General features: G+C 43.8%; 18 protein-coding genes and 1 riboswitch. Of the genes, 1 reads left to right on the forward strand and 17 read right to left on the reverse strand.

The window, feature by feature from the left end; translation table 11 throughout:
- Nucleotides 1-21: 21 nt before the first annotated feature.
- The 17 genes from QCD60_RS16850 to QCD60_RS16930 all read right to left on the reverse strand — a co-directional run bounded on the left by QCD60_RS16850 (nucleotide 22) and on the right by QCD60_RS16930 (nucleotide 21,653).
- Nucleotides 22-1,554 carry a sulfotransferase gene (locus tag QCD60_RS16850; protein ID WP_279787271.1) on the reverse strand — a complete coding sequence of 511 codons (1,533 nt, stop codon included), beginning with the start codon at nucleotides 1,552-1,554 and terminating at the stop codon, nucleotides 22-24.
- Nucleotides 1,538-5,848: a glycosyltransferase gene (locus QCD60_RS16855; protein ID WP_279787273.1), complete on the reverse strand. Its 4,311-nt coding sequence runs from the start codon at nucleotides 5,846-5,848 to the stop codon at nucleotides 1,538-1,540. The genes QCD60_RS16850 and QCD60_RS16855 overlap by 17 nt, the downstream gene beginning before the upstream one ends.
- Nucleotides 5,849-5,920: 72 nt before the next feature.
- The gene (rfbB, locus tag QCD60_RS16860) at nucleotides 5,921-7,000 is read right to left on the reverse strand and encodes a dTDP-glucose 4,6-dehydratase (protein WP_279787275.1); all 1,080 of its coding nucleotides are present in this window, start codon (nucleotides 6,998-7,000) and stop codon (nucleotides 5,921-5,923) included.
- A 41-nt stretch (nucleotides 7,001-7,041) separates the two neighbouring features.
- On the reverse strand, nucleotides 7,042-7,932 hold the full coding sequence (rfbD, locus tag QCD60_RS16865; protein ID WP_279787277.1) for a dTDP-4-dehydrorhamnose reductase: 891 nt from the start codon (nucleotides 7,930-7,932) through the stop codon (nucleotides 7,042-7,044).
- Between the two features lie 20 nt (nucleotides 7,933-7,952).
- Complete coding sequence (gene rfbC, locus QCD60_RS16870) at nucleotides 7,953-8,501, reverse strand: dTDP-4-dehydrorhamnose 3,5-epimerase (RefSeq protein ID WP_279787279.1); 549 nt, start codon at nucleotides 8,499-8,501, stop codon at nucleotides 7,953-7,955.
- Nucleotides 8,502-8,555: 54 nt separating this feature from the next.
- Entirely contained in the window at nucleotides 8,556-9,476 is a 921-nt protein-coding gene (rfbA, locus tag QCD60_RS16875) for a glucose-1-phosphate thymidylyltransferase RfbA (RefSeq protein WP_279787281.1), read from the reverse strand.
- Nucleotides 9,477-9,535: 59 nt separating this feature from the next.
- Complete coding sequence (locus QCD60_RS16880) at nucleotides 9,536-11,014, reverse strand: hypothetical protein (RefSeq protein WP_279787283.1); 1,479 nt, start codon at nucleotides 11,012-11,014, stop codon at nucleotides 9,536-9,538.
- 57 nt (nucleotides 11,015-11,071) lie between these two features.
- Entirely contained in the window at nucleotides 11,072-11,722 is a 651-nt protein-coding gene (locus QCD60_RS16885) for an ABC transporter ATP-binding protein (protein ID WP_279787285.1), read from the reverse strand.
- Nucleotides 11,719-12,507, reverse strand: a complete 789-nt coding sequence (locus QCD60_RS16890) for an ABC transporter permease (protein ID WP_279787288.1) — start codon at nucleotides 12,505-12,507, stop codon at nucleotides 11,719-11,721. Before QCD60_RS16890 ends, QCD60_RS16885 begins: the two co-directional genes overlap by 4 nt.
- Nucleotides 12,504-13,580 carry a glycosyltransferase family 4 protein gene (locus QCD60_RS16895; protein WP_279787290.1) on the reverse strand — a complete coding sequence of 359 codons (1,077 nt, stop codon included), beginning with the start codon at nucleotides 13,578-13,580 and terminating at the stop codon, nucleotides 12,504-12,506. The genes QCD60_RS16890 and QCD60_RS16895 overlap by 4 nt, the downstream gene beginning before the upstream one ends.
- Nucleotides 13,564-14,715: a glycosyltransferase gene (locus QCD60_RS16900; RefSeq protein ID WP_279787292.1), complete on the reverse strand. Its 1,152-nt coding sequence runs from the start codon at nucleotides 14,713-14,715 to the stop codon at nucleotides 13,564-13,566. Before QCD60_RS16900 ends, QCD60_RS16895 begins: the two co-directional genes overlap by 17 nt.
- The gene (locus QCD60_RS16905) at nucleotides 14,712-15,779 is read right to left on the reverse strand and encodes a glycosyltransferase family 2 protein (RefSeq protein ID WP_279787294.1); all 1,068 of its coding nucleotides are present in this window, start codon (nucleotides 15,777-15,779) and stop codon (nucleotides 14,712-14,714) included. The genes QCD60_RS16900 and QCD60_RS16905 overlap by 4 nt, the downstream gene beginning before the upstream one ends.
- Nucleotides 15,780-15,843: 64 nt before the next feature.
- Nucleotides 15,844-17,493 (reverse strand): polysaccharide export protein, encoded by a 1,650-nt coding sequence (locus QCD60_RS16910; RefSeq protein ID WP_279787296.1) that lies wholly within the window; start codon nucleotides 17,491-17,493, stop codon nucleotides 15,844-15,846.
- A gap of 23 nt (nucleotides 17,494-17,516) precedes the next feature.
- On the reverse strand, nucleotides 17,517-17,948 hold the full coding sequence (locus QCD60_RS16915) for a hypothetical protein (RefSeq protein WP_279787298.1): 432 nt from the start codon (nucleotides 17,946-17,948) through the stop codon (nucleotides 17,517-17,519).
- A 78-nt stretch (nucleotides 17,949-18,026) separates the two neighbouring features.
- On the reverse strand, nucleotides 18,027-19,091 hold the full coding sequence (gene wecA / locus QCD60_RS16920) for a UDP-N-acetylglucosamine--undecaprenyl-phosphate N-acetylglucosaminephosphotransferase (protein ID WP_279787300.1): 1,065 nt from the start codon (nucleotides 19,089-19,091) through the stop codon (nucleotides 18,027-18,029).
- A 150-nt stretch (nucleotides 19,092-19,241) separates the two neighbouring features.
- A complete protein-coding gene (rfaH, locus tag QCD60_RS16925) occupies nucleotides 19,242-19,748 on the reverse strand; it encodes a transcription/translation regulatory transformer protein RfaH (protein WP_279787302.1) in 507 nt (168 codons plus the stop codon).
- Nucleotides 19,749-20,522: 774 nt separating this feature from the next.
- Entirely contained in the window at nucleotides 20,523-21,653 is a 1,131-nt protein-coding gene (locus QCD60_RS16930; RefSeq protein ID WP_279787304.1) for a PilT/PilU family type 4a pilus ATPase, read from the reverse strand.
- Nucleotides 21,654-21,783: 130 nt separating this feature from the next.
- Nucleotides 21,784-21,898, forward strand: a riboswitch (TPP riboswitch).
- 47 nt (nucleotides 21,899-21,945) lie between these two features.
- Here QCD60_RS16930 and thiB point away from each other — a divergent pair.
- Nucleotides 21,946-22,947 (forward strand): thiamine ABC transporter substrate binding subunit, encoded by a 1,002-nt coding sequence (thiB, locus tag QCD60_RS16935; RefSeq protein WP_279787305.1) that lies wholly within the window; start codon nucleotides 21,946-21,948, stop codon nucleotides 22,945-22,947.
- The last annotated feature ends 18 nt before the right edge of the window (nucleotides 22,948-22,965 follow it).

Raw genomic sequence — 22,965 nt, forward strand, 5'->3', positions numbered from 1 at the left:
AGTACGGGAGGCACATATTCATTACCTATTTACGCTTGTCCAGTTATCATGCCATATTTTATTCTCTTTCATCTCAATTTCCAGGGGGCGAAGCTTCTCAATCATATACTCCATCCATTCCGCTGGGATTCCGAAATCTTTTGTTTTATTTACTTTCTGGCCAATGTTTTCCTGATCCAATGAAGTTCTGGATACTTCCAAAAAGTCTTCAACCTTGGCTAGTTCGGTGAAAGGGTCAGCCCTGAAATCCTCGAAATAGAGAATAAGTAACTCTGACTCATCAAGGTTTTCTCGTAAACGAACAATATTCTTACTATACTCTGCATTAATCCAAAACCATGGCTTAGCCAGTAATTCTTTGAAATGAGCGAAACCTGCATCAAGTGCTTCATCCTCTCTGTTAACCCATTTCATGTGAAATTTGTAGTGTGACCAAAGCCGTGATAAGGGGTCTCTCAATGTATATACTACTTTAATATTATTTGCCGTTTGCCTGACTAGTTCCCATCCCTTATGATCCATTTGACAGTAAAGGTTAGAGAAGTCAGCGAAATATTTTTCTCCACTATTAAAACGGAAGAGGTTCTCATACCACTCTTTACTTATTTCAGTTGGACGAGCATATTCTGCATACCATGCAATTTCATTTGCGTTTTCTGCAATGTATTTTAGATTTCCCTTATTGTATTTGTTCAGTACTAATTTTAGCTTTTCTATTCTATTCTTATGTGATAGCTGGTTCTCTATGCCTACTTTATTTGCAAAGAAATGAATCTCTTTCTCTTCTGAAAAGTGAATGTCTGGATTGTCTTTTAGTTTCTCATATAACCAGGTAGTACCTGCCTTCATCGCTCCGACACTTAAAAATAGGTTTTCGATCATTCTTTTTTCGCTCTCTATATTATATAAAGTGACATACCGATTGATGTTTTTATGGCTATTTCTTAATTCTTTAATGCTATGTATCTTAAATTTGTCCATGCCGTAAGGAGGGAGGTCGATATTTACGGTATGAAAAAACCAGTTTTCAATATTATTGTTATTTTTAATGTTGTTGACAGTATTATTGCTGTCATAACTGGTGCTAATGAATAGGTTTGCACGTGAGGCTTTTACCTTATTTAGTACAATAGAAATATTTTCTGGGGATAAGTGAAAAAGTACATCACGGCAAATAATTAGATCCACTTTAGGGTAGGGTTCTAAGGTTATATCTTTACATTCAAATGTTGTCTCATTATTACCGTGACTTTCACGAAGCTCATCTATAAGCTTCGTGCTTGCATCCCATCCAATATATCTTAATACCCTCTCTTTTCTGATATTCCTGATAAGGATTGACATCCATGCCCAGTCTCCACACCCTAGATCCAAGACGGAAGAAACGTTATATTTATTAACTGTATCGAAGATTAGCTTTTGAATCTCATCTGTATTGGCAACTGAACTACCAGGGCCTGAAGCCGACTCTCTTCTTCCTAATTTTCTCTCTCTTATTCCGAGCTCTGCAAACTCTCTTGCTGCGCTGAAGTTTGACTTATAAGGCTTTATCATAAAACTCGTCTACCAATTGGGCTACTTGTTCTGATACGGATCTGATGTTTTTGGAGATAATATTTTCCTTGTATTGTTTATAGTTAGAATCGATTTTTTTTATTGTCTCTGAAAGACTGGCCTTGTCTGGATTAATAATGTAGCCAGTCTGATTGGGTATAATATCTTCTCCTATGCCACCAAGATTACTTGCAACAACCCAGCATCCAGCTGCGTTTGCTTCTCGTGTCACCAGCCCATAGCTCTCCGGCCAGAGTGATACAGCAAAAAGAACATCAATCTGAGAGTATAAGGTAGCGATTTCTGACTGCTTAGTTCTACCAATAAATGTCACCTTTACACCCTCTTTTTCTACTACATTATTGTCATCTTCCTTATTTGGCTCAGGTGTCCAAAACTCTGTATATAAGTAGTCCGAGTCTTTAGAGTGGTCCACAATTAGCATCTCTATATTCTCAGGCTGTACTTTTGTAACTACTTCTTTCAGAAGAAAGTACCCTTTATGCTCAGCCATTCCACCAATGTGCGCACATATAACTTTTTCACTTTGTCCGGTCTTTTTGGGTTTCCATTCCAAGCAAGAGATCCCATTTTTATTGGTCTGTATTTTGGTGATTCCATTCTTGATATAGAGTTGTGCAAAACTTTCAGATACGGTTAGCGAGAAGTATGCAGAATCCAGAAGATGTTTAAGATATTCTTTTCGCTCTATCGATTCACTAACAGAGACATTAGATAGTGTAGCTGTTTTTTCGTATGTATCCGGGTGCCCATCAGGATATACTTTTCCTTTGTGGTCCACGAGGAACTGGAAGTCTGATATCCACCACGCATCGTGTACTGTAACAATATATGGGACTTTTAGATCTAACGTAGCTTCAACAATTGATCCAGTAAGTCGTTGAATACAGTGAAAATGAACCAAGTCTGGTTTTTCAATTTCTAGAAACTGCTGAAAAATGTCATACATTACGGGATCTTTGGCGTGCCAATCCATATTCTCCCTGAAAAGTATGCTAGACCGGTAAACCCGCATATTTTTATGGTTATAGCAGCTAAGTTGATAGGGTGCTTTATGCTCTGAGTCGCTAGTGAAAACGCAAATATCAAACTGATCTGAATATTTTCCTATCAACTCATCAAAGTTATCTGCCACTACACGAGTTGCGCCTCCAATCGACTGAGGAGGGAAGAATACATTTACAAGGGCTATTTTTTTCTTGGCAACAGTATTTTTTTCGTTTATAGGTTGGCTTCCAATTGACTGTAATTGTGCCGCGAGAGATTTTCCTAATGACTCGATAGAATATTCTTTTATTACTCTGGCTTGCGCCTTTGTACCAATTGCTAATCTTTTTGATTTGTCGGTGATCAGGCTGTTTAAGGCGCTAAACCATTCATCGGGATTTCGGGCAAGTAATGCATCCTCACCATCTTTAATAACATCAAGATAGTTATCCGTTGCACTTAGAACTGATGGAATAGCAAAGCATGCTGCTTCAAACCATTTCAATTCACTTTTGGCACCACTTACTATGTCTGAGTGAAGGACCGCTAAATTAATATCAGACTCTTTAAGGAGTGACCAATATGCTTTAATACTATTAACAGGGGGCAGTATTTTTATTTGATGCTGAAAACTTTCTATAAATGTCTTTGGAAGAGCTAGGTAGCCAACTATTATTAGGCGTGCATGTCTATGTTTCTCTAAGAGTTTTGTGAGAGCTGGTAAAACAAGGTCACTAAAGTCGCTGTTATGTGCTTGTGTACCGCTGCCATAAAATATATCTACAAATTTCTTCGTAGCAATTTTTGCACTAGATGATGAGTTGAGCTTGTCTAAACCGTTACGGTGAAGAATTACTTTTTCACCAAAGACATTTTTTTCTAGCTCTTTGGCTAAGCTATTTGTAGACGCTATGCCATATCGACATAGTTTCGATGCTGAGTTGAAGAGTGCCATTCCTTTTGTGAGATTAAAGTAGGTCTCAACATCAACATAGCCTCCATAGGATTCAATAGAAGGGGGGTAGTCTTCGCTGAATATAAGGTCATCAATCTCATAAACTGAGAGCTTTCCTACAGCATTAACTGCTGCCATAGCTTTTAATACATCAGGAAGGCAGGGAACTCTATAGAATATAACCAAATCGTGTGTTGATAATACATTGTGCTTATCTTTAATTTTTGTCCAATCTATCGTGCTGGTTTGAATGCCTTGTGATGAAAGTTGCTCTACTTTCTGATCGATTCTGTATCTAATACACTGTGGAATGTGAAAGTCGCCAACAATTAAAACCTTTTTTGCATCTATTGGTTTTAGTGATTTGGGTGGTTCTTGGCAGCCATAGCTATTTAGATAAATATTATATACTTTAGTTGCCACTTCATTAGATATTTTTATCAGCTCTGATCGGTTGTTTTGCTGAGCAGCAAGATTTAATTCAGGTTGTTTTGATAGCCAGTATTCGTTTACAAACCTATCTAGCTGATCCTGTAGAAAGGTGAATTCAGGAAATTTCTGTATCCCGGCCGCTATCGTATTCAGCGCTTTTTCTGTCTGATTGTTCTTAAGTTCCGCTTCGGCAAGATTGTAATGTAACCACTTGCTATTAGTATCTGTTTTGAGAGCTTCTCGATAGTATTCACATGCAGAGTTATTATCACCTTCTTCCAGATAGGTATTGCCAAGTGCTTCTAAGGCCTTCGGTGTAGTATGAAAGGTAAGTGAAGACATGAGCAGTTTTCTAGCTGACTTTTTGTCTCCATTTAACAGAGCTTCCTCAGCCATCTGGTAGTAATGAGAAGCATTCTTCTGTTTTGAGTTAAACACCACTTCTGGTTGAAACGCTGATGTTTCAATGAGGTATCTACTGGAAAATAAATAGTCTGCTTTCTTTTTGAATAGAGTTTCATAAGCTTTTCGAATTTTTTCTAATAAGGAAGTTGCCTCCTGTATAAGTTGATCCTGGCTGTGTTCTATCGCCAAAAGAGCAAGACGAGCCTGTTTACTGAGCCAGTAAGCATCCGAAAATTCAAAAAACGTTTCCCTAATAGGGCTGAAGTTTTTGTACTTTTCTGCGCATTTTATAAACTCGTCAAATGCGCTATCTATGTATCCTATTTTTTTCAGTGTTTTTGCTTTGTTAAAGAGTGGCCAAGGGTTGGAACTATCAAGTTCTGTTGTCTTTGAGTAATACTTTAATGCAGAGTTGTAGTCACTTTCATCTATATAGGTATTTGCATAGTATTCTAGTGCTCGTACATTATTTCTAAAATATAGTGAGCAGCTTAGTAATCTCCTAGCCTTTTCTTTACTGTTTTTCTTTAGGTATTCCTTTGATAGCAGTATGTAGTATTTTGAGTTTTTGCTTTTTTCTGAGAAGAAGTATATTGGTTTTGAAGAGTTTCCTTCAAGTACTGAGATTATATCTTTCCCGCTTATGTGTAGATCAATGCCCGCATTTATTTCAATAATAGATTTTATATCTTGGAGTGCTGGAACTAGCTTCTTATTGATTCCAAGAACATTTTGAAGATGCTTAATAGATGCGTAGCGTCGCTCTTTCCAGCCGAACTGTGCAAAGTGGATCTTTAATTCAATGTCTGAATTTAAGCCTTCTTCGTTGATGTCATCATATAAGTATCTGTAGAAATCAGAATTGAAGGAGTGTACTACGTTGGCGTTGAAATCTGCTGAGAATGAGCGGGTGTAGTCGCCGAGGCTGGCTAGCCGATATTCTGATTGTCCAAAATTTTTATAGTGAATGAATGCGTCTAGCTCAGAGTTTAGTCCGGCGTCTATTAGGTCTCTATTAAGGTGAAGATAAATATCTTTGTCGAAGTGGTCGATTGGATTTCTGTGTGTTTTTATAAAAAGCTCGCGTAAATTTTTTACGCGCATTTCATTTTTTCCGAATTTCTTATAGTGTATATAAGCGCTGTAAATATTGTTGAGCTCTTCCTTTTTTAGGTCTGAGTAGTAAGATAAATAGAAATTATAGTCAAAGCCATTGAACTCATCTGTGGAAATGTCTAGGGTGTTAGCTAATGATATAAAGTTAGCTACTCTGTTCTCACTCTGCCCCCAGTTAGTCCAATGGTTTTGTGCCTCTTCCTTGGAGAATTCTCTTAAATCATTGTACCATTGCGTATAAAAATCATATTCAAATGTATTGGGTTCGTTAAACTCAGCTTTCAGATCGTTAATTGGTATTGCTTCTCTTGAGTCTGTACTTTCGCTCGACAGTGTTACTTGAGTATCTGGTCTTTTTGAAATTTCTTGTTTATACATCGCTTGTTTGGTCCTTTGATATCATGCTCTTGATACCAGTTAACGATCTGAGTCCTTTGAGTGCTGTCTATACTAAATAGTTAAAGATTTCCACCAAGTCGAGTTTTCTAAATACCAATTTATTGTTTTTGTAATGCCGCTTTCAAAAGATTCGACAGGTGAGTAGCCAAGCTCCTTGTTACTTTTTCTGGCATCAATCGCATATCTGCGGTCATGCCCTGCTCGGTCCTGAACGTAGGTTATCAGGTTTTCTGCATTGCCATCGATTGCTTCCAGCGCAGTTGGATATTTAATCGCGAATGATGGGTCTTGCTTAAATAGCTGATTCATTCTTTCGCATACCAGTTTTACGATATCAATGTTTTTCCACTCATTATGGCCACCGATATTGTAGTTTTCACCAATACACCCCTTCTCTAATACCAGTTCTATGCCTCTAGCATGATCTTCCACGTATAACCAGTCTCTGATCTGGCAACCATCGCCATATACAGGAAGGGCCTTATTGGCCAGAATATTGGTGATGATTAATGGAATCAGTTTTTCAGGGAAATGATAGGGGCCATAGTTGTTGGAGCAGTTGCTTGTTGTCACTTCGAGCCCATAGGTATGATGATAGGCTCTTACAAGATGATCTGATGCCGCCTTACTTGCTGAGTAGGGGGAGTTGGGAGCGTAGGGGGTGTTTTCGTGGAAGGCCGGATCGTTGGCACCCAGCGTGCCGTATACTTCATCCGTTGATACATGATGGAATCTATGTGCTAAAGGCGCTTTAGCTGCCGCTTTGGGTTCAGTTATCCATACCTTTCTGGCTGCTTTAAGCAGGCTGTAAGTGCCGAGTATATTGGTTTCGATAAATGCATCTGGGCCTGTAATGGATCGATCTACATGGCTTTCAGCAGCAAAATGTACAATGGTGTTGACTTGCTTATCTCTAAGCAGTGTTTCAATTAGTGTGGTATCACAAATGTCGCCATGTACAAATTCAAATCCTGCATGGTCTTTTACAGGGTCTAAATTGGCTAAATTACCAGCATATGTTAGTGCATCGAGAACAATGACATCATCACTTGGATGCTGCTTAATCCAGTAGTGAACAAAATTAGCGCCAATAAAACCTGCACCGCCAGTTACCAGTAGCTTTCTATTCATGACAACCTGCATTTTTAACTGTGTTTTAAACGAATGATTTTTTATTCAACGATGAGTTCATCAAGCATCTGGCTTAGTTGTTTGCGCCAGTGTATGGGGAATTCCAGATTTGCGATTTGATGAGACTCGCTTTTATCCAGGACACTAAATGTTGGCCGTTTGGCTGGTGTCGGATAGGACGATGCTGGTATCGGCTTAATGGGAATCTCACGAGTCAGTAGGCCCTTGGCCAACGCTAGCTCCTGAATTGCCTCAGCAAAGTCATACCAGGAGGCAACACCAGCATCTGTCCAGTTAAGCAGTAACGGGTGTTCATCTTGAGCTCGCTTTTCACCATCAACAATGGTCCAGATGAAACGAGCTAATCCTCTGGCCCACGTTGGTGTGCCTACCTGATCAGCGACGACTCCCAACTGAGATTTTTCCCGCATCAGTCTAAGCATGGTTTTAACAAAGTTATTACCATGTGAGGAGTAGACCCATGCTGTGCGAATAATGGTGCTATTGAGAGGATGATGAGCGATAACTGCTTTTTCACCCGCTAACTTGGATGCTCCATATACCCCGAGTGGGTTGGTCTTGTCAGATTTTGTGTATGGTGTCGTTTGGGTGCCATCAAAGACAAAGTCTGTTGAGATGTGAATCAACGGAATGTTGTGAGTTGCACATGCCGCTGCTACATATGCTGCGCCAGATTCATTGACCGCGAATGCTTGCTCTGCATCAGTTTCCGCTTTGTCTACTGCGGTGTAAGCCGCTGCATTAATAACAACATCTGGACTTTGCAGGCTAATAGTTGTTTCGACACTATGCTGATCCCGAATATCCAGTTCCGCGGAGCTATAGGCAACAACCTCTACATGTTGAGGCTGCGTTTTCATTAGCTCCCAGGCGAGCTGGCCATTTTTCCCAATTATCAGCGCTTTGATCATTCTTGCTCACCTCCCTGAAATTAAGCAAATGTATCAGCTTCACTAAGGAGGGCTGCGTTTTCATCTTTGGCTGATAGCTGTGGTTGGTTATTATCGACGAGTGGCCATTGGATATTGAGTGCTGGATCATTCCAACGCAGTGAACGGTCATATTCAGGTGCGTAGTAATCTGTGCATTTGTACACAAACTCTGCCGAGTCGCTGGTTACGTAGAAGCCGTGAGCGAAACCTTCAGGTACCCAAAGCTGACGTTTGTTTTCTGCTGACAGTAGTACGCCAACCCACTTGCCAAATGTTGCTGAGCTACGGCGCAGATCTACAGCAACGTCAAATACTTCTCCACTGACAACGCGAACCAGCTTGCCTTGAGGATTATTAATTTGGTAATGCAATCCTCTTAGAGTGCCTTGTCGTGACTTTGAGTGATTATCTTGTACAAATGGGCGTGGGCTACAGTTTTCCTCAAACAGACTTTGGCGAAATGTTTCCATAAAGAAACCACGCTCATCACCAAATACCGTCGGTTCAATAATTTTTACGTCAGGAATTGCTGTATCAATAAACTTCATCGGGTGTCTCGCCTAAAGTGTGAAGAGTTGGAGCGGAGGCCGCTCCAGGCAAAATTAGAACACCTTCTCAGAAAGTATTTTCATCAGATATTGTCCATAGCCATTTTTAAGTAATGGCTTGGCCTGCTCTTCAAGCTCGGCTGCGTTTATATAGCCCAGGCGGTAGGCAATTTCCTCTGGACAACACACCTTCAGCCCCTGACGCCGCTCAATCGCTGCAATGAAGTCAGATGCTTCTAAAAGTGAGTCATGAGTACCCGTATCCAACCAAGCAGAACCGCGTCCCATTACTTCTACACGCAGTTTGCCTGCTGCCAGATAAGCATTGTTTATGTCGGTTATTTCCAGCTCGCCACGGGGAGACGGTTTAACGGCTTTGGCAATCTCGATAACATCATTGTCGTAAAAGTAGAGGCCTGTCACTGCGTAATTTGACTTTGGTTTGGCAGGCTTTTCCTCAATAGAGATAGCCTGACCATGTTGATCAAACTCAACCACTCCATAGCGTTCAGGATCATTAACATGGTAGCCAAAAACAGTTGCTCCCTCGGGCTGCTCACTTGCACGTCGCAGAGAGTTCACAAGATCATGGCCGTAATAAATGTTGTCACCTAATACCAAACAGCAAGGATCTTTACCTATAAACTCTTCACCCAGAATAAACGCCTGTGCAAGACCATCAGGTGACGGCTGTACTACATAGCTGATTCTAATGCCCCACTGGCTGCCATTTCCTAACAGTGATTCAAAGCGTGGTAATTCTTCGGGAGTAGAAATGAGAAGAATATCTCTTATGCCAGCCAGCATTAAAATTGACAGCGGATAATAAATCATCGGCTTGTCATAAATGGGCATGAGCTGTTTGCTAATTACCTTGGTTAAAGGATATAGCCTAGTGCCTGATCCACCAGCTAGAATTATTCCCTTTCTATTCTGAGCGGTATTGCTAATCATTTCTGCAGTTAGTTCTATCATTTCTTTTCCCTTTTTAAAATCTCTGTATATACACTATAAGCAGGGCTGTTTGTGGGAGCTTACATGTCTCTGTGCTCTCGAATCGTAGCAAGTATGATGACACCAATACCGTACAATAGAAGAATTACAACGGCTGCTGTAAGTAAGTTATACATTCTGTTCGGTAGCTCTGCACTCTCCGGGAGGCTAGGGCTGTCTATCACCACAAGGTTTTTTAGTTTGCGGTAGGCATCAATACGGGCTTTCTCAAGAGAGATCAAAGCACTCTTATAGGCATCCAGAGCAAAGTCTGCGCTAATTTTCAGATCTTGATACTGAGCATTCATATCACTTAATGTGTTTTTCTTTTCTGAGCTGGCCAGTTTTGCCCGCTCCAATGCCAGTTGTTTATTAAGTGCCGCGATTTTGCTCTTGCTTTTTATTGCATCAGGTGCACTGCTACTCATGTATGACAATTGCGCTTTAAGATCTGCTTCAGCCTGGACCAGCTGTGCCTCAAGCTGGTTCACATTTCCCTGCATGGCGGCACCATCTTGCTCTGGGCTAAATAATCCAAACTTTTGCTGGAAATCTATTACGTCTTTTTGACTACCTCTAAGTAAGTCTTGTGAGCGCTTAAGTTCTCCTTCAACAAAACTTACCTGTTCTCTCGCTAAGTTTTGGCTTATTTGGTTAATGAACCATTCGCTACGTTTAATTATTGCCTGTACGACTTCCTGAGAGTATTCAGGAGTGAAAGCCTGCACCTGAACGTTTAGAACACCTGATACAGTATCAATATCTGCTGATACATGATTTTTGTAGTATTGATACATATCTTCCTTGTTGAAGAACGTCCATGCTTTACTTAAAGGATCAGCACCGCTGTTTTCATAGTGGTTTCTAAGATGAAGTTCGCTCTCGAGATACTTCATCATATCTCTGGACAACACGTATTCCTGAACTAAGAGAAGGTCGCTGTTCCCTGACTTTCCTAATGCGCTTCCAAGTAATGATAGCTCGCCTGTAGCTGTACTAAGCTCATCCGATTGCTTAACGATCACACTGGCATAGCTTACATATCTATCTGACTCGATAACGAGAAGGTAGGTTGCTATCAAAAGTATTGGTAGAACCACTAATAATAAAAAGGGGCGTTTCCACCACGTCTTTTTATCCTGTTGTTCCGGTCTAGCGTGATTACTTGGAAATATAATAGGAGGCTCCGTATTCGGAGCTTGTGCTTTATTTGCAGGCTGCTGTGCCGGAGGCTTGTTCGCCTGTTGTTGCTGAGCTGGGTTCGAGGGCTGCTGTGCCGGAGGCTTGTTCGCCTGTTGTTGCTGAGCTGGGTTCGAGGGCTGCTGTGCCGGAGGCTTGTTCGCCTGTTGTTGCTGAGCTGGGCTCGACGGTTGCTGTGCCAGAGGTTTGTTCGCCTGTTGTTGCTGGGCTGGGCTTGCAGGTTGCTGTGTTGGGGGTTTGTTCACCTGTTGCGACTCTGCTGTACCACCTGCAGGCCGTTGTCCTGTCTCCGTTGTACTTTGATTTGAAATTTGGCTCATAAATATTAGTCGTTGAATTAGCCTGTAATGGTGAAATCGTGTTTATGAAAGTACACTCTAGAGTGCATTGTAAATGGTGATGGCTCTATCAATACTTTCGTAAAATGTCATCTTGCCATCATCCAAAACAATGCCACAGTCACAGAACTCTTTTAGCAGTCCTGGGGCATGAGAAACCATGATAACATTTGCAGTTTCCCGTTTTTGATTTAATGCCACCCTTGCTTTTTTCTGAAATCGTGGGTCGCCTACAGATGTAATTTCGTCCAGAAGATAGGTGTCAAAATCAAACGCCATGGATATAGCGAACGCTAAGCGGCTTTTCATGCCAGAGGAATACATTCTTACAGGAAGGTCATAATTGTAACCAAGTTCAGAAAAATCCTGTGCGAAGCTTTCTATCTCTTTTATATTTTGAGCTCCATGTACTCGAGCTACAAAGCGAGTTCCTTCCCTACCTGTCATCATTGGGTGGAGGCCTGCAGAGAGAGCAAGAGGCCAGGAGATACGCTGATCTGTGACTATTTCTCCTTTGTCAGGGAAATCTATTCCTCCTAGTAGCCGTAGTAATGTTGATTTACCCGCACCGTTTCTACCGAGTATTCCTATATTTCTTCGACCAGGTATTGTTGTAGTAATGTCTTTAATAACATATTTCCTACCTAGGCTTGTAGGATAGTACTTTGTGACATTAATTAGCTCTATCATGATGCGACTATTCTCTTCCATTCTAGTCGATATAGAGAAAGGCCGAGGAAAAATATCAGTGTTGACCAAAAGCCTAGGTAGTAAATGCTACCCCCTGCGCTGGTAAAACTATTATAGCAGGCGGCTCTTGCCATCTCGGTACCATGAAGGATAGGGTTCCAGTCGACATAATGTCGATATTGTTGTGGTATCTCATCTAGAGAAAAGAAAACTCCTGAGACAAATAACAGCGGGCGCATAGCTATGTCGAGAAATTTCTCGGATTCAGGAATCCTACTTTGAAGTATACAGAAACACATACCCAAGCCTAATCCAAAAATAATAAGAAAAATAATGCTAGAGATAAGTAGTAGCGGATCATGTATTTGTACGTCTATTCCTATCCACGAGAAAGAAATAAATAGTATTATTAAAACAAAAAATAAAACTAAGCTTTCCAAAAGTGCTCTTGCTAGGATCGCATCTATCGGTTTTACTTGTCTGTATCCGAATAGGCCTTGGCTAGCTTTTATTGCTCCACTAACTTGACTTTGTACTTTTGAAAAAAAATTGAAAGGTATGTAACCTAACATAAAAAAAACTGGGAAAGGAATTCCTTGTATGCTATGCGCTCCCATTATGCTTCTGAATACACTCATCATAATAATGAATGCTAATGGATCAATGATAGCCCAGCCTATGCCTAGACGAAAGACACCAAAGCGTCCTTTTAGCTCTCTGATGAATATGGCAAATATTACATCTCGTACAATTATTGCAGGGTTTCGCTGCTTTAAGTGTGTCATATATTTTTGCTTATTAAAGATGGCGTATGTAATGTAGATATTATTGTACACAGTTCCTCGCAGACATCTTTCCAATTCGATGCTTTTTCCTTCATGCGCAAACGCATTTTCTCTCTTAAATGATCATCATCTGCAAGGGTAATTATTCTTTTTGCTAGTCGATCATTTATAGCATCGAACCAAATGGCATCATGATCATCTTGTGTGTACTGTGGTATCTCCCCACTTGGCCGCACTACTGGAATTGTTCCCTGCTGCATTGCCTCCATTACCACCATGGCCATACCTTCGTTGGGAGAGGGCTGTAGCAGATAGTCATAGCCAGCAAGAATAGTGCTTATTTCGGAAGGGTTGCGTGATCCAAAAAAATGTATTTGCTCTTCCACACCATATTGTTTCGCCATGAACTGAAGCTTTCTTAATGCTCCCTCATCTGGCCCATAGCAGTCTAAATGCCAGAGTTGTTTTAGACGTTTTAGAGCGACTATTAATTGGATGCCTTGCTCAAGACCTTTTTGTGTTGCTAGTCTGCCTATATAAACTAGGCGTTTTTGCTTTCGAACGCCAGTTAGCTGTGGCTGCTGGATAATATGATGGAGGTGCTCAATGCGTATATTGCTAAATTGCCTGATAAACTCAGCTGTTGCTTGTGAGTCGGTAAAGCAATAGTTTGCATTCTTCAGGCTGAAGATTGTTGCTGTCTTATCCAGAAAGTGGGAGAAGCGCGTGTTGTGGAAACACGTAACTGTTTTATAGTTTTCCTTGCGACTCATCCATATTAGAGGCTGTGCGCGCCAAAGCGATGCCATAAGCCAGTCAGGGGCTATTTCTTTAATTTTATGCATTGCCCTGAAGTATGTATTGGGTTGATGTTTTTTTCCATTAAGAATGTGCAAGCGAGGGAGAGCATGTGGTGGTAATTGTTCTACCAGGTCTGTATCGGCTTGTTCAATAACTAGAAGATGATATTCCACCCCTTGTAGTGGGCTTTGTAAGAGGTGCATTGCCACACGTTCTACACCTCCTACTTTCAGTTCTGGTATGGCATGAATAACTTTAATGATTTGATTCATAGTCCACCAGATTGAGAAATTCCTTGATGATTCGTTCGGGTTTATAATGATCTAGCATGCAATTACACTCATCGCATGTTGGAGGATGTAATGAGTACTGGTTTATCGACTCGGCAAGTACGCTGAGCTTTCTGATTGGTACTAGTTTTGCCAGCTTGCAATTTGCCACTGCTTCTCTAGCCCCGCTGCATGCAGTAGCAAGTACAGGTGTATGCAAAAGTAATGCTTCAATTAATACGGTTGGTAAACCTTCATAGTCTGATGAAAGAATGAGCAAACGTGCATGCTTCATCAGTTGGTAAGGGTTTTCTACATGACCCAAAAAAATTACCCGATGATTAATTCGTAATCTTCTTGCTAGTCTCTGCAGTAGTTTTAACTGGATACCATCACCGGCTATAACCAGTGGTAATTCGCAACTGCTCATCGAGTAAGCTTTGAGTAGCCGATCAAAACGTTTTTGTGGGGCTAGCCGACCAACGGCTAGCAGATATTGTTTCTCTATAAGCTTTGCGGGTAGCGGACGATCCAGTTTTGCGAGAGATGTAATTGCAGCACTATTAATCACATTTGGTAGGACGCTGAGCTGATGTTTTTCTACATGCAGATACTTACTTAAGTCATTCCTTACCGCTTTTGACACTGCAATCGTTGACCGATCAACGAGTGCTCTGCTCATTACGTGTCGGTTGATCCAGCTTGGTAGCCACCAGGTGGCTTTCAAATGCTTGCTTTTTTTATTGTGAATAACTGGAAAGCACTTTGCTTCTTTGACTTTAGAAAAAAGTATTTTTGAGTAATGACAATGTAGCAATATGTGCGTGTAGCCTTCTTTTTTAATAAGGTGGTCGAGCTGTGCACTTTTCTTTTCTGCTTTTAATGAGTAGTAGGCAAGGCTGCCTACCGTGTATTTTGCTAGTTTTCTAACATATTTCACTATCGGGTTCTGGCGCTTCATTAGCCCCGAACTGCCTAGTGAATGAAGCTGTATGTCTATACGTAATGGGTATTCGGTCTTTTCCAGTACGATAATATCTGATGTTATGCCGCGGTCACTTAGCGTCTCGCATAGATTTATTACTGCTTTGGTAACTCCATTACCGTCAAGTCTATTTACCACGTGAGCAATTTTCATTTTTCTTTCTTGCCGCTATTGCATCTAGCGATGACTCTGTACGGCATGCTGCGAATCAGCTGCAGGACATCCGTCAAGATTGAGCGCCATCCTGCTCCATGGCTGAAATAGAGGCCATGTCGTGACCATTTGAGAACTTCTTTTAGGCCCTCGTAGGGGGGGATTCTTTGCTCTATAACGGCCAAGCGAAATGTCTGAAAGCGCAATACCACATTTAATTTTTCACGAAAGTCGACTGGAAAACGCTTGTCTTCAATAAGCTGAGAGAATATTTCCAGGCGCTGGTAGAAGTCTTTCGGAAATTTATCTCGCGGTTTCCACAATGCTCGCCAGACTTTCTGTAAAGGTGATATGTAGTGAGCTCCTAAGGTATTCATGTCATGTTGCCGATACTGAATCAGTTGCCGGTCTATACACACCAAGCCATTCTGCAATGCTGCATTCAATGCTAACCAGGCGTCATGCGGATAGCACTTGGGGAATGGCATACTGGCTAGTGAAAAGTCTCTTCTGAATGCAACAGTGGCACCTGTTACAACGTTATGCCTCGACAACACCTCCAGAGAATGGCCATTACATAGTTGGTGTTGACGTACAACGTTAAAATTGACACAGCTCCATAAGTCGGGACTTAGCGGTTTTGATCTATCAGATATTCTGGCGGCATTACTAAAACTTAAAAGAGTGTTCGGTGCTAGCATATAGCTAAGTTGGACAGCCGCTTTTTCGGGAACCCAGATGTCATCCTGGTCACTAAGAAAAATATACTCATTGCGGCATAGCTTTATTGCTTGTTCAAAGTTAGCTATATATCCCAGATTTTCGCTATTTCTGAACAGTCGTATGTTTAGATACGGGTTGTCTTGCGAAAACTTATCAATCAGCTTTAGCGTATGGTCGGTTGATCCATCATCACAGATAACGACTTCATCAGGTTTTAAATGTTGATCAGCGATGCTTTGTAGCTGCTGTTCGATGAAGCGAGCGCCATTGTAGGTGCAGAGTGCCACAGAATAGGGGACTAACTCTGTATCTGGGAGAGTTCTCTCTGGCATTAGGCTCATGCGACTTGCCGTAGATTAGTTAACCCAGAGGGGAATACATAGATCTCCTCTGGGTTAATTTTGGTTAGAAGTTCAGAGCGATTTTCGCTGCTACGGCAATTTGATAAATGATCTGCGTGATGTCTTTCACCGCTTGCATATTTTTGGCATCTACCTTTGGCAGTACCAGCAACTGATCACCAGGACGAAGGGTGGATTTCTGGTTGAAATCTACCAGGCCATTAGCATGCACAATGGCGATGCGCTCAATATCTGCACGTTCAGTGTATCCTCCAGCCCAGGCAATATAGTCTTCCAATTTGGCCTTGGGATTGAATACTACTGCCTGAGGCATCAGTACTTCCCCGCCAACTTGTACCAGGTCACTTTTCTGCGGAATGACTACTCTATCTCCCTGTTCAAGCAAGATATTGGCAACACTCCCATTTTGCGACACAACAACTGTGCCTTTGGGAATGATTTGCTGTGCACGTTTTACAAAATCACTTACCAGTCCTGCCTCTTCTGTACGGATTCTGGCTTCGCCTTCAGAAGAGGCGGGTGCTGTATAAACGCTGCGCTCCAGGCGCTGCAGCGCTTGATCGATCATTTCTTTTTGCTTAGTAGCTACACTTGCTCGTTCTATGTAGATCGATTGCACATCGGCAAGCGCCGGATCTATGGCTACGTGATCAAGCAAATCCTGAAGATGAGTGTCTTTCTTGACTGTGTAAGTGGATGGGCCTAGATAGCTGCCCTGGATCAGTATATCGATGACCTGTGGTTTCAGGTCTGCATTGAAAGTGACGGTGTCGCCATCTTCGAGGTCAAAACTATTAAAGCGTGGGTAAGCAAGGTAAACAGAGAAGGGGACAGAGCTTCGAGACCCTTCAACACCAACATGACTGATCTTGGCCAGAGGTCGGGCGTATTTGGTGAGTTCGCTACCGAGTGCAGTAGCGGTAGCGAACTCAAAGCGGAATGGGTTTCGTACGCCACCTTCGACTGTCACTGTTGAACCCTGAGGTTTTACCAGAATAACGTCCTGATCTTTAAAGCTAAAGTTAGGAAGGAAGCCCTGGCGCAAGAACTCGTACAGGTCGACATCCAGTACAGGGTTGTTGTTCCGAAGAATGACTATGTGACGATAGCTACCGCGCTCAGAATCTATGCCGCCTGCGCGGATCAGAAAGTAAAGCAGACTGTCGGAGGCCATACCCGCATACTGACCCGGGCGTAGTACAGGCCCAGTAACAAATACGCTAACGGGGGTTGCAGTGAGCAGGTTGACGTAAACGTTGACGTTGTTAGGGTATACCGCCTCAATTTTGGAGGTTACTAATGCATTCAGCTTGCTTGCAGGTGTATTTCCTACTGTGATGGGGCCGACTTCGGGAATGAATACATTACCTTGTGAGTCAACGGTTACCGTTTCACTCAGTGTAATGGCTCCCCATGCCTGCACGGCGATCTTGTCACCGGGGGCGATGAGGTAGCTCTCATTGAGACCATCGTTGCGTTCTGCGTCAGATCCACCCAGAAACAAGTTAGCGCCAAAAGGAGGGGGGAGGCCTTTCTCTGCTGATGGGAGTACTGAGGATGTGGCGGTTGCGCTTGCTACTGGCTGAGACAGGTTGGGTACAGTGGTGTCTGCAGCAAAGCTGATTTGCATTGTTGTCGAGAACAACAGTCCTACTGAAAGCAGAGCGCAACGTAGAGATGAAAAGCGGCTCATTGGGGATTCCTGTGTCCTGACTCTTATTGAAGTGAGCTGCTACTGAAGCCGCTCAGGTTGGCATCACTATCCACAGATGTGTTGCCACTGCCCATGCTGGCTACAACGTCTTTGGTTTTGAACCACTTTAGTCCCCATGGCTCACGGCATACGCTGAGTTGTGGTGAGCTGGCAGTGGGGGTGCTGGCATCAAGCATGAAGCAATTCAGGCCACTGGCTGATGAGTACTTTTTAGAGACGACATAGGTGTCGTTATCTATGGCGATAGGTTGGCCAACACTAGCGACTTCAAGATTGCTTGAGACGTTGTCAGTGACGAGTTGTAAATCAGTTCGTTGAGTGTGATCAATTAAGGCTCTAGAGGCGACCAGAGTCGGAGGGGTGTTGCTGCATCCGGCCACTATCAGCAGCACGCTGAAAGGTGCTGCCCATGAAATTTTTAATAGTTTGCTCATATTTCACTGCTTGGTGTTCGGTATGAAGGGGAGCTGTTGTAGTAACAGTTGCCGCTGTGAAGTGTCTTGCAGGTGCTGTTAATGATCATTTGGATGCGGGTGAACAGCCCAGCGTTTGAAAAGCTTCCAAAGGTGCGGTTTAACATGGAAATAGGCTGCATTTAGGATGATAAACAGCAAAACCATTATCCATTCTTTCGCTCCTGTTAGCTCTAGTACCAAACCTAAGCCCGAGGTAGATGTAGCTAAAATCAAGACAGCTACTAATGCTCGCTTGGCAGGAAGTCCTGCATTCAGGAAAAGATGGTGGATATGTTGGCGGTCAGCCTGAAATGGGGATTTTCCTTGCTTTAGCCGTGTGCGAATAACCTCAAGGATATCCATAAAAGGCAGAGAAATGACCCAGAATGCTGAGATTGGGCTTATATAGCGTGAGGGTGACTGAGTCGCATTTATTAACAGCCATGCGATGGTGAAACCTACAAACATAACACCGGCATCACCCATGAAAACCTTTCTCTCGAAGGGCCATAAGCCCAGGTTAAGGATCAGGTAAGGTATCAGAGCGACAATTACGATCAGTGCCAATAAGCAAAGATCAGTGTTCCCGCGTATAAAAAGTAGAAGACAGATTTGTGCAAGTGCAATCAACGCTACCGAGCCTGCCAGACCGTCGATGCCGTCGATCATGTTGAAGGCATTGATGCTGCCAATAATGGCAAAGACACCAATGACGTAGCCCAGTCCACCTACATTAAAGGCCCCTAATATCGGGAACTCTCCTAGATAAGACACTGGGTATTGAGCCAGTACCAGCATTAGCAGACTGACCGCTGCCTGGACAAGTAATCTGGATTTGGCCGAGAGCTCTTTTAAATCATCCAGTGCACCTGTCAGGACCATTATGGAAACGCCAAGAATGTATAACCCCTGATACTGCCAGTCGACGTCCATGAAAAGAACAGGGGCCAGCATTCCAAGATACACCGACAGTCCGCCGATGTTGGGGACATGTCCGTGATGGACCGTTCTGGCATTGGGAATGTCAACAAAGCCTAGGCGCGTGGACAAGGGGCGAAGCATCAGAAGGGCAACAAAGGCCGTTGCCAGTGTCGTAACCGTTATGCTGAGAAAGTATTCCATGTTGCTAGCCGCTCCATATCCTATGAGTTGCAGACAACTACCATTTAGGTACGCTACCGCCCTTGGATTTTGCGTTGCTTTCCAAAAAACGTACAAAATGAACCCCATGACCAAGAGGTCTTGGGGTGTATGTATTCAGCACTGCATTTGTTACAGGTGCGTTATAGCCTGTATCGGTAAGCAGATATGCTGTGGTCTATTCAAAATGTTGAGCAGGACGATAACCCGCTCTTCGCCACTTCGTGCAGTAAATAGGGCTTCCAGTTCTTTAAAGCAGCCGTCAACAATACGGATCCTCTCGCCCTCTACAAACGATATTGGCGTGGACAGTTTCTGTCCGCTGGCCATGCATGAGCGTAGGTCGCTGACTATTTGGTCTGGCACAGGAAGAGGGGTGCCATTGAAGGTCACCATTTTGGATACGCCGCGAGTTGAACGAATCGGATACCAGTTGTCCTCGATACCATTCAGTGAGATGAACAGATAGTGAGGAAACAGAGGCTCTGTCACCCATTGAGGGCCGTTTTTTCGCGCTTTTTCGACTTTTATGGTCGGGTGAAAGCACTCATAGCCCTGATTACGCAGGTGGAGTTCTGCTCTGAAGCTCTCTCGAGGCTTGCATTGGATGAGGTACCATCGGGTCGCTGCAACTTCCATACGCTTCCATTCTCTGATGTTGTTCTTACTGAACAACCGAAACTTTGCTTATGTGCCAACGGCCATAACACTATCCCAGTACCGACTGAGCGCATTGTAACGAAGTGTCATGCTCTCGTCACCAGCTGTGATTGTTGTTACCCCGGAGAGCTTAACTTTTCAAACGGCAGGGGCCAATCAAATTTTTTTCAAAATCTTTACACTTTGAGTTTTTCTATGTCTCGATATGGTGCACTAATCTGCGCTGAAAAAGTGCGCTTAGGTCTGTGTCTTTTGTGCTCGCTTGATGCCTGTTGGCCTTGCTCTGTGAGTGCTTGCTATACCTAGGTACTTAGCAAGCTGTTTGCCAACTTGCTGTGTAGAGTGTCTGGTGAGCTGTAAATGATTAATCTGTATCTGCTGTGCGATACAAATCGACTAAATTTTGTTTTCTGTAGGGTGCGTTGATGGCACTACTTGATGAGAAATGGTCACGTTCTTAACGGGCTGACACTGATCAGATGATCATCAAAGGAAACTGATCAGCTGCCCTTTCATTCTTCGGTGTCTGAGCTTTTTCTGAAGAGTTGCCTGAGACTTTTTATTGCTGCCACAGTGAGGATAGGTCAGGCAGTAAGGGATGGATGCAAATGATTAGCTTGTTCGTCATGTTGTATTCCATATCTCTCTAACTGATAAACCTCAGACTAAAAAGGGTTTGTTCATGTTTGCACTAGGATAAGGCGAAATGTTGGAGCCTTTGCTCCATCACGTGCAGCGTAAGAGCAGAAATCATCACTCCACTTCAAATGCCGGTGGTTTGCCGCCTGAATTAAACTCCGGCATTTTTCGATCCGCCATACCCTGGCCGTCTTTAAGAAACTTGATCATCAGACGCATGTTGTTTGGCGAATCAGCATTACGCATGGCAGTCTCTTCCGTAATCTTGCCTTCCTTAAACAGATTGAAGATGGACTGGTCGAAGGTCATCATGCCGATGTGGTTGGACTTGGCCATAATGTCTTTCAGCTCACCAATCTCTCCTCGCTTGACCAGCTCGCTGACACTGGAGGTTCGCAACAGGATCTCGAAGGCTGCACAGCGTTTACCATCAACAGTTGGTAGCAGACGCTGTGACACGAAGGCGCGAATATTCAATGAAAGGTCGTGCTGAATCTGGCGGTGGCGGTCTTCAGGGAAGAAGTTGAGAATGCGGTCCAGTGCCTGGTTGGCGTTATTGGCATGCAACGTCGACAGTGTAAGGTGACCCGTTTCGGCAAAGGCCAGCGCATATTCCATCGTGTCACGGTCACGAATCTCGCCGATCAAGATGAGGTCTGGCGCTTGTCGCAGTGTATTCTTCAACGCCTCGGCATAACTATGGGTATCCATGCCTACTTCGCGCTGGTTGATGATCGATTTCTTGTGGCGGTGCAGGTATTCGATCGGATCCTCAATGGAGATGATATGACCGGCGTGATTACTGTTGCGGTGATCGATAAGTGCTGCCAGAGAGGTTGATTTGCCGGAGCCAGTGGAGCCGACAAACAGCACCAGGCCTTGTTTGTCCAAGATGACTTCGCGGAGTACAGGTGGAAGACCCAGTTCGTCAAACTGAGGAATCACGGTCTTGATGTTACGTATCACCGCGCCAATCTGACCACGCTGAATAAAAAGGTTGACCCTGAAGCGGCCGACTCCGGGGACTGACAAAGCAAAGTTCAGTTCCTGCTGCAACTGGAACTCGTCAATTTGAGGTTGAGACATCACCGCAAAAAGTAGCTGTTTAACCTCATCAGGGCTGACGGCATCGGCCATCGCAGTGAGGACACCATTGAATTTGACGCTTGGAGGCGCGCCTGGAGACAGGTAAAGGTCTGAGCCGTCGTCATCGACCATTTTGCGTAGTAAATCGACAAGTTCCATAGCGGAGCCTTTTCCTTATTGATTCTGAGTGCCGCAGACCTTCAGGTCATATCTCGTCGTGCGAATATACATTCAACCATCACCAGCGTGCTTGCCTGTCGCCACCGATATGATTGAGGTATTATGCCGCCTCGGCTCAACGGGGTGCCAACCTGCATGCAGGTGCTGAGAGGTGATCTTCTGTCACTAACCCGTCGAACCTGATCCAGATGATACTGGCGCAGGGATTTGAGTCCAAGTCCGCTACTGCGCCACTTCTTTTATTTTTGGGAGATGTGGCATGAATACCCGTATGTCTATCAAAGCTGTCTTACTGTGCATGGCAATGGCAAACTGTCTGCCGGTGTTTGCCGCAGGGGAGACCCTGACAGTCTACACCTATGATTCCTTCACCGCTGATTGGGGGCCTGGCCCCAAGGTCAAGACGGCCTTTGAACAGCAATGCAGTTGCACACTGAACTTCGTTGCGTTGGAGGATGGTGGCAGCATGCTGCAGCGTCTGCGTCTTGAGGGGGAAGCCACTCCCGCAGACGTCGTGCTGGGGCTGGACATGAATCTCATGGCCGATGCTGCAAAAACCGGTCTTTTCGCCCCCAGCGAGACTGATCTTTCTGTACTTAAGTTACCGGTCAAGTGGGATGACGGTATCTTTGTGCCCTTTGACTGGGGCTACTTTGCTTTTGTCTACGACACCCAGAAACTGCCTCATCCACCCACCAGCCTGCAGGCGTTGGTGGACGCACCAGATGATCTGAAGATCATTATTGAGGATCCACGGACCAGTACCCCTGGTCTGGGTTTGCTGATGTGGGTGAAGAAGGTCTATGGCGATAAAGCCCCGGAGGCCTGGGCCAAGCTAAGCAAGAAAACGCTGGCTGTCACCAAAGGGTGGAGTGATGCCTACTTCAATCTGTTCATGAACGGTGAAGCGCCCATGGTGTTGTCCTATAGTACCTCGCCTGCTTATCACATGGCTGTGGACAAGACGGATCGATATCAGGCCGCTGACTTCAGCGAAGGCCACTATCTTCAGGTTGAGGTTGCCGCACGCCTGAAGACCAGCAAGCATGCTGATCTCGCAAAGCAGTTCATGGCCTTTATGCTGACACCCGCATTCCAGCAGGAGCTGCCGCTGGGGAATGTAATGTATCCAGCCGTGGACATTGGCAAGGCGCTGCCCGATGCCTATGGCAAGCTGATCGTCCCAGGTAAGACTTTGCTGTTTACCCCTGACGAAGTGGCCAGCGACAAAAAAGCGTGGGTTGACGAATGGCTGGAAGCAACCAGTCGTTAAGGATGCTGAAGACAACCA

The sequence above is a fragment of the Pokkaliibacter sp. MBI-7 genome (assembly GCF_029846635.1).
In the GTDB taxonomy this organism is placed as follows: Bacteria; Pseudomonadota; Gammaproteobacteria; order Pseudomonadales; family Balneatricaceae; genus Pokkaliibacter.

Coding starts and splice junctions, on each gene's coding strand:
- QCD60_RS16910 (WP_279787296.1), bottom strand. CDS start 17,493: ATGAGCCGCTTTTCATCTCTACGTTGCGCTCTGCTTTCAGTAGGACTG.
- QCD60_RS16885 (WP_279787285.1), bottom strand. CDS start 11,722: ATGATAGAGCTAATTAATGTCACAAAGTACTATCCTACAAGCCTAGGT.
- wecA (WP_279787300.1), bottom strand. CDS start 19,091: ATGGAATACTTTCTCAGCATAACGGTTACGACACTGGCAACGGCCTTT.
- QCD60_RS16900 (WP_279787292.1), bottom strand. CDS start 14,715: ATGAAAATTGCTCACGTGGTAAATAGACTTGACGGTAATGGAGTTACC.
- thiB (WP_279787305.1), top strand. CDS start 21,946: ATGTCTATCAAAGCTGTCTTACTGTGCATGGCAATGGCAAACTGTCTG.
- rfbD (WP_279787277.1), bottom strand. CDS start 7,932: ATGATCAAAGCGCTGATAATTGGGAAAAATGGCCAGCTCGCCTGGGAG.
- QCD60_RS16905 (WP_279787294.1), bottom strand. CDS start 15,779: ATGAGCCTAATGCCAGAGAGAACTCTCCCAGATACAGAGTTAGTCCCC.
- QCD60_RS16915 (WP_279787298.1), bottom strand. CDS start 17,948: ATGAGCAAACTATTAAAAATTTCATGGGCAGCACCTTTCAGCGTGCTG.
- QCD60_RS16850 (WP_279787271.1), bottom strand. CDS start 1,554: ATGATAAAGCCTTATAAGTCAAACTTCAGCGCAGCAAGAGAGTTTGCA.
- QCD60_RS16855 (WP_279787273.1), bottom strand. CDS start 5,848: ATGTATAAACAAGAAATTTCAAAAAGACCAGATACTCAAGTAACACTG.
- QCD60_RS16930 (WP_279787304.1), bottom strand. CDS start 21,653: ATGGAACTTGTCGATTTACTACGCAAAATGGTCGATGACGACGGCTCA.
- rfbC (WP_279787279.1), bottom strand. CDS start 8,501: ATGAAGTTTATTGATACAGCAATTCCTGACGTAAAAATTATTGAACCG.
- rfbA (WP_279787281.1), bottom strand. CDS start 9,476: ATGATAGAACTAACTGCAGAAATGATTAGCAATACCGCTCAGAATAGA.
- QCD60_RS16895 (WP_279787290.1), bottom strand. CDS start 13,580: ATGAATCAAATCATTAAAGTTATTCATGCCATACCAGAACTGAAAGTA.
- rfaH (WP_279787302.1), bottom strand. CDS start 19,748: ATGGAAGTTGCAGCGACCCGATGGTACCTCATCCAATGCAAGCCTCGA.
- QCD60_RS16890 (WP_279787288.1), bottom strand. CDS start 12,507: ATGACACACTTAAAGCAGCGAAACCCTGCAATAATTGTACGAGATGTA.
- QCD60_RS16880 (WP_279787283.1), bottom strand. CDS start 11,014: ATGAGCCAAATTTCAAATCAAAGTACAACGGAGACAGGACAACGGCCT.
- rfbB (WP_279787275.1), bottom strand. CDS start 7,000: ATGAATAGAAAGCTACTGGTAACTGGCGGTGCAGGTTTTATTGGCGCT.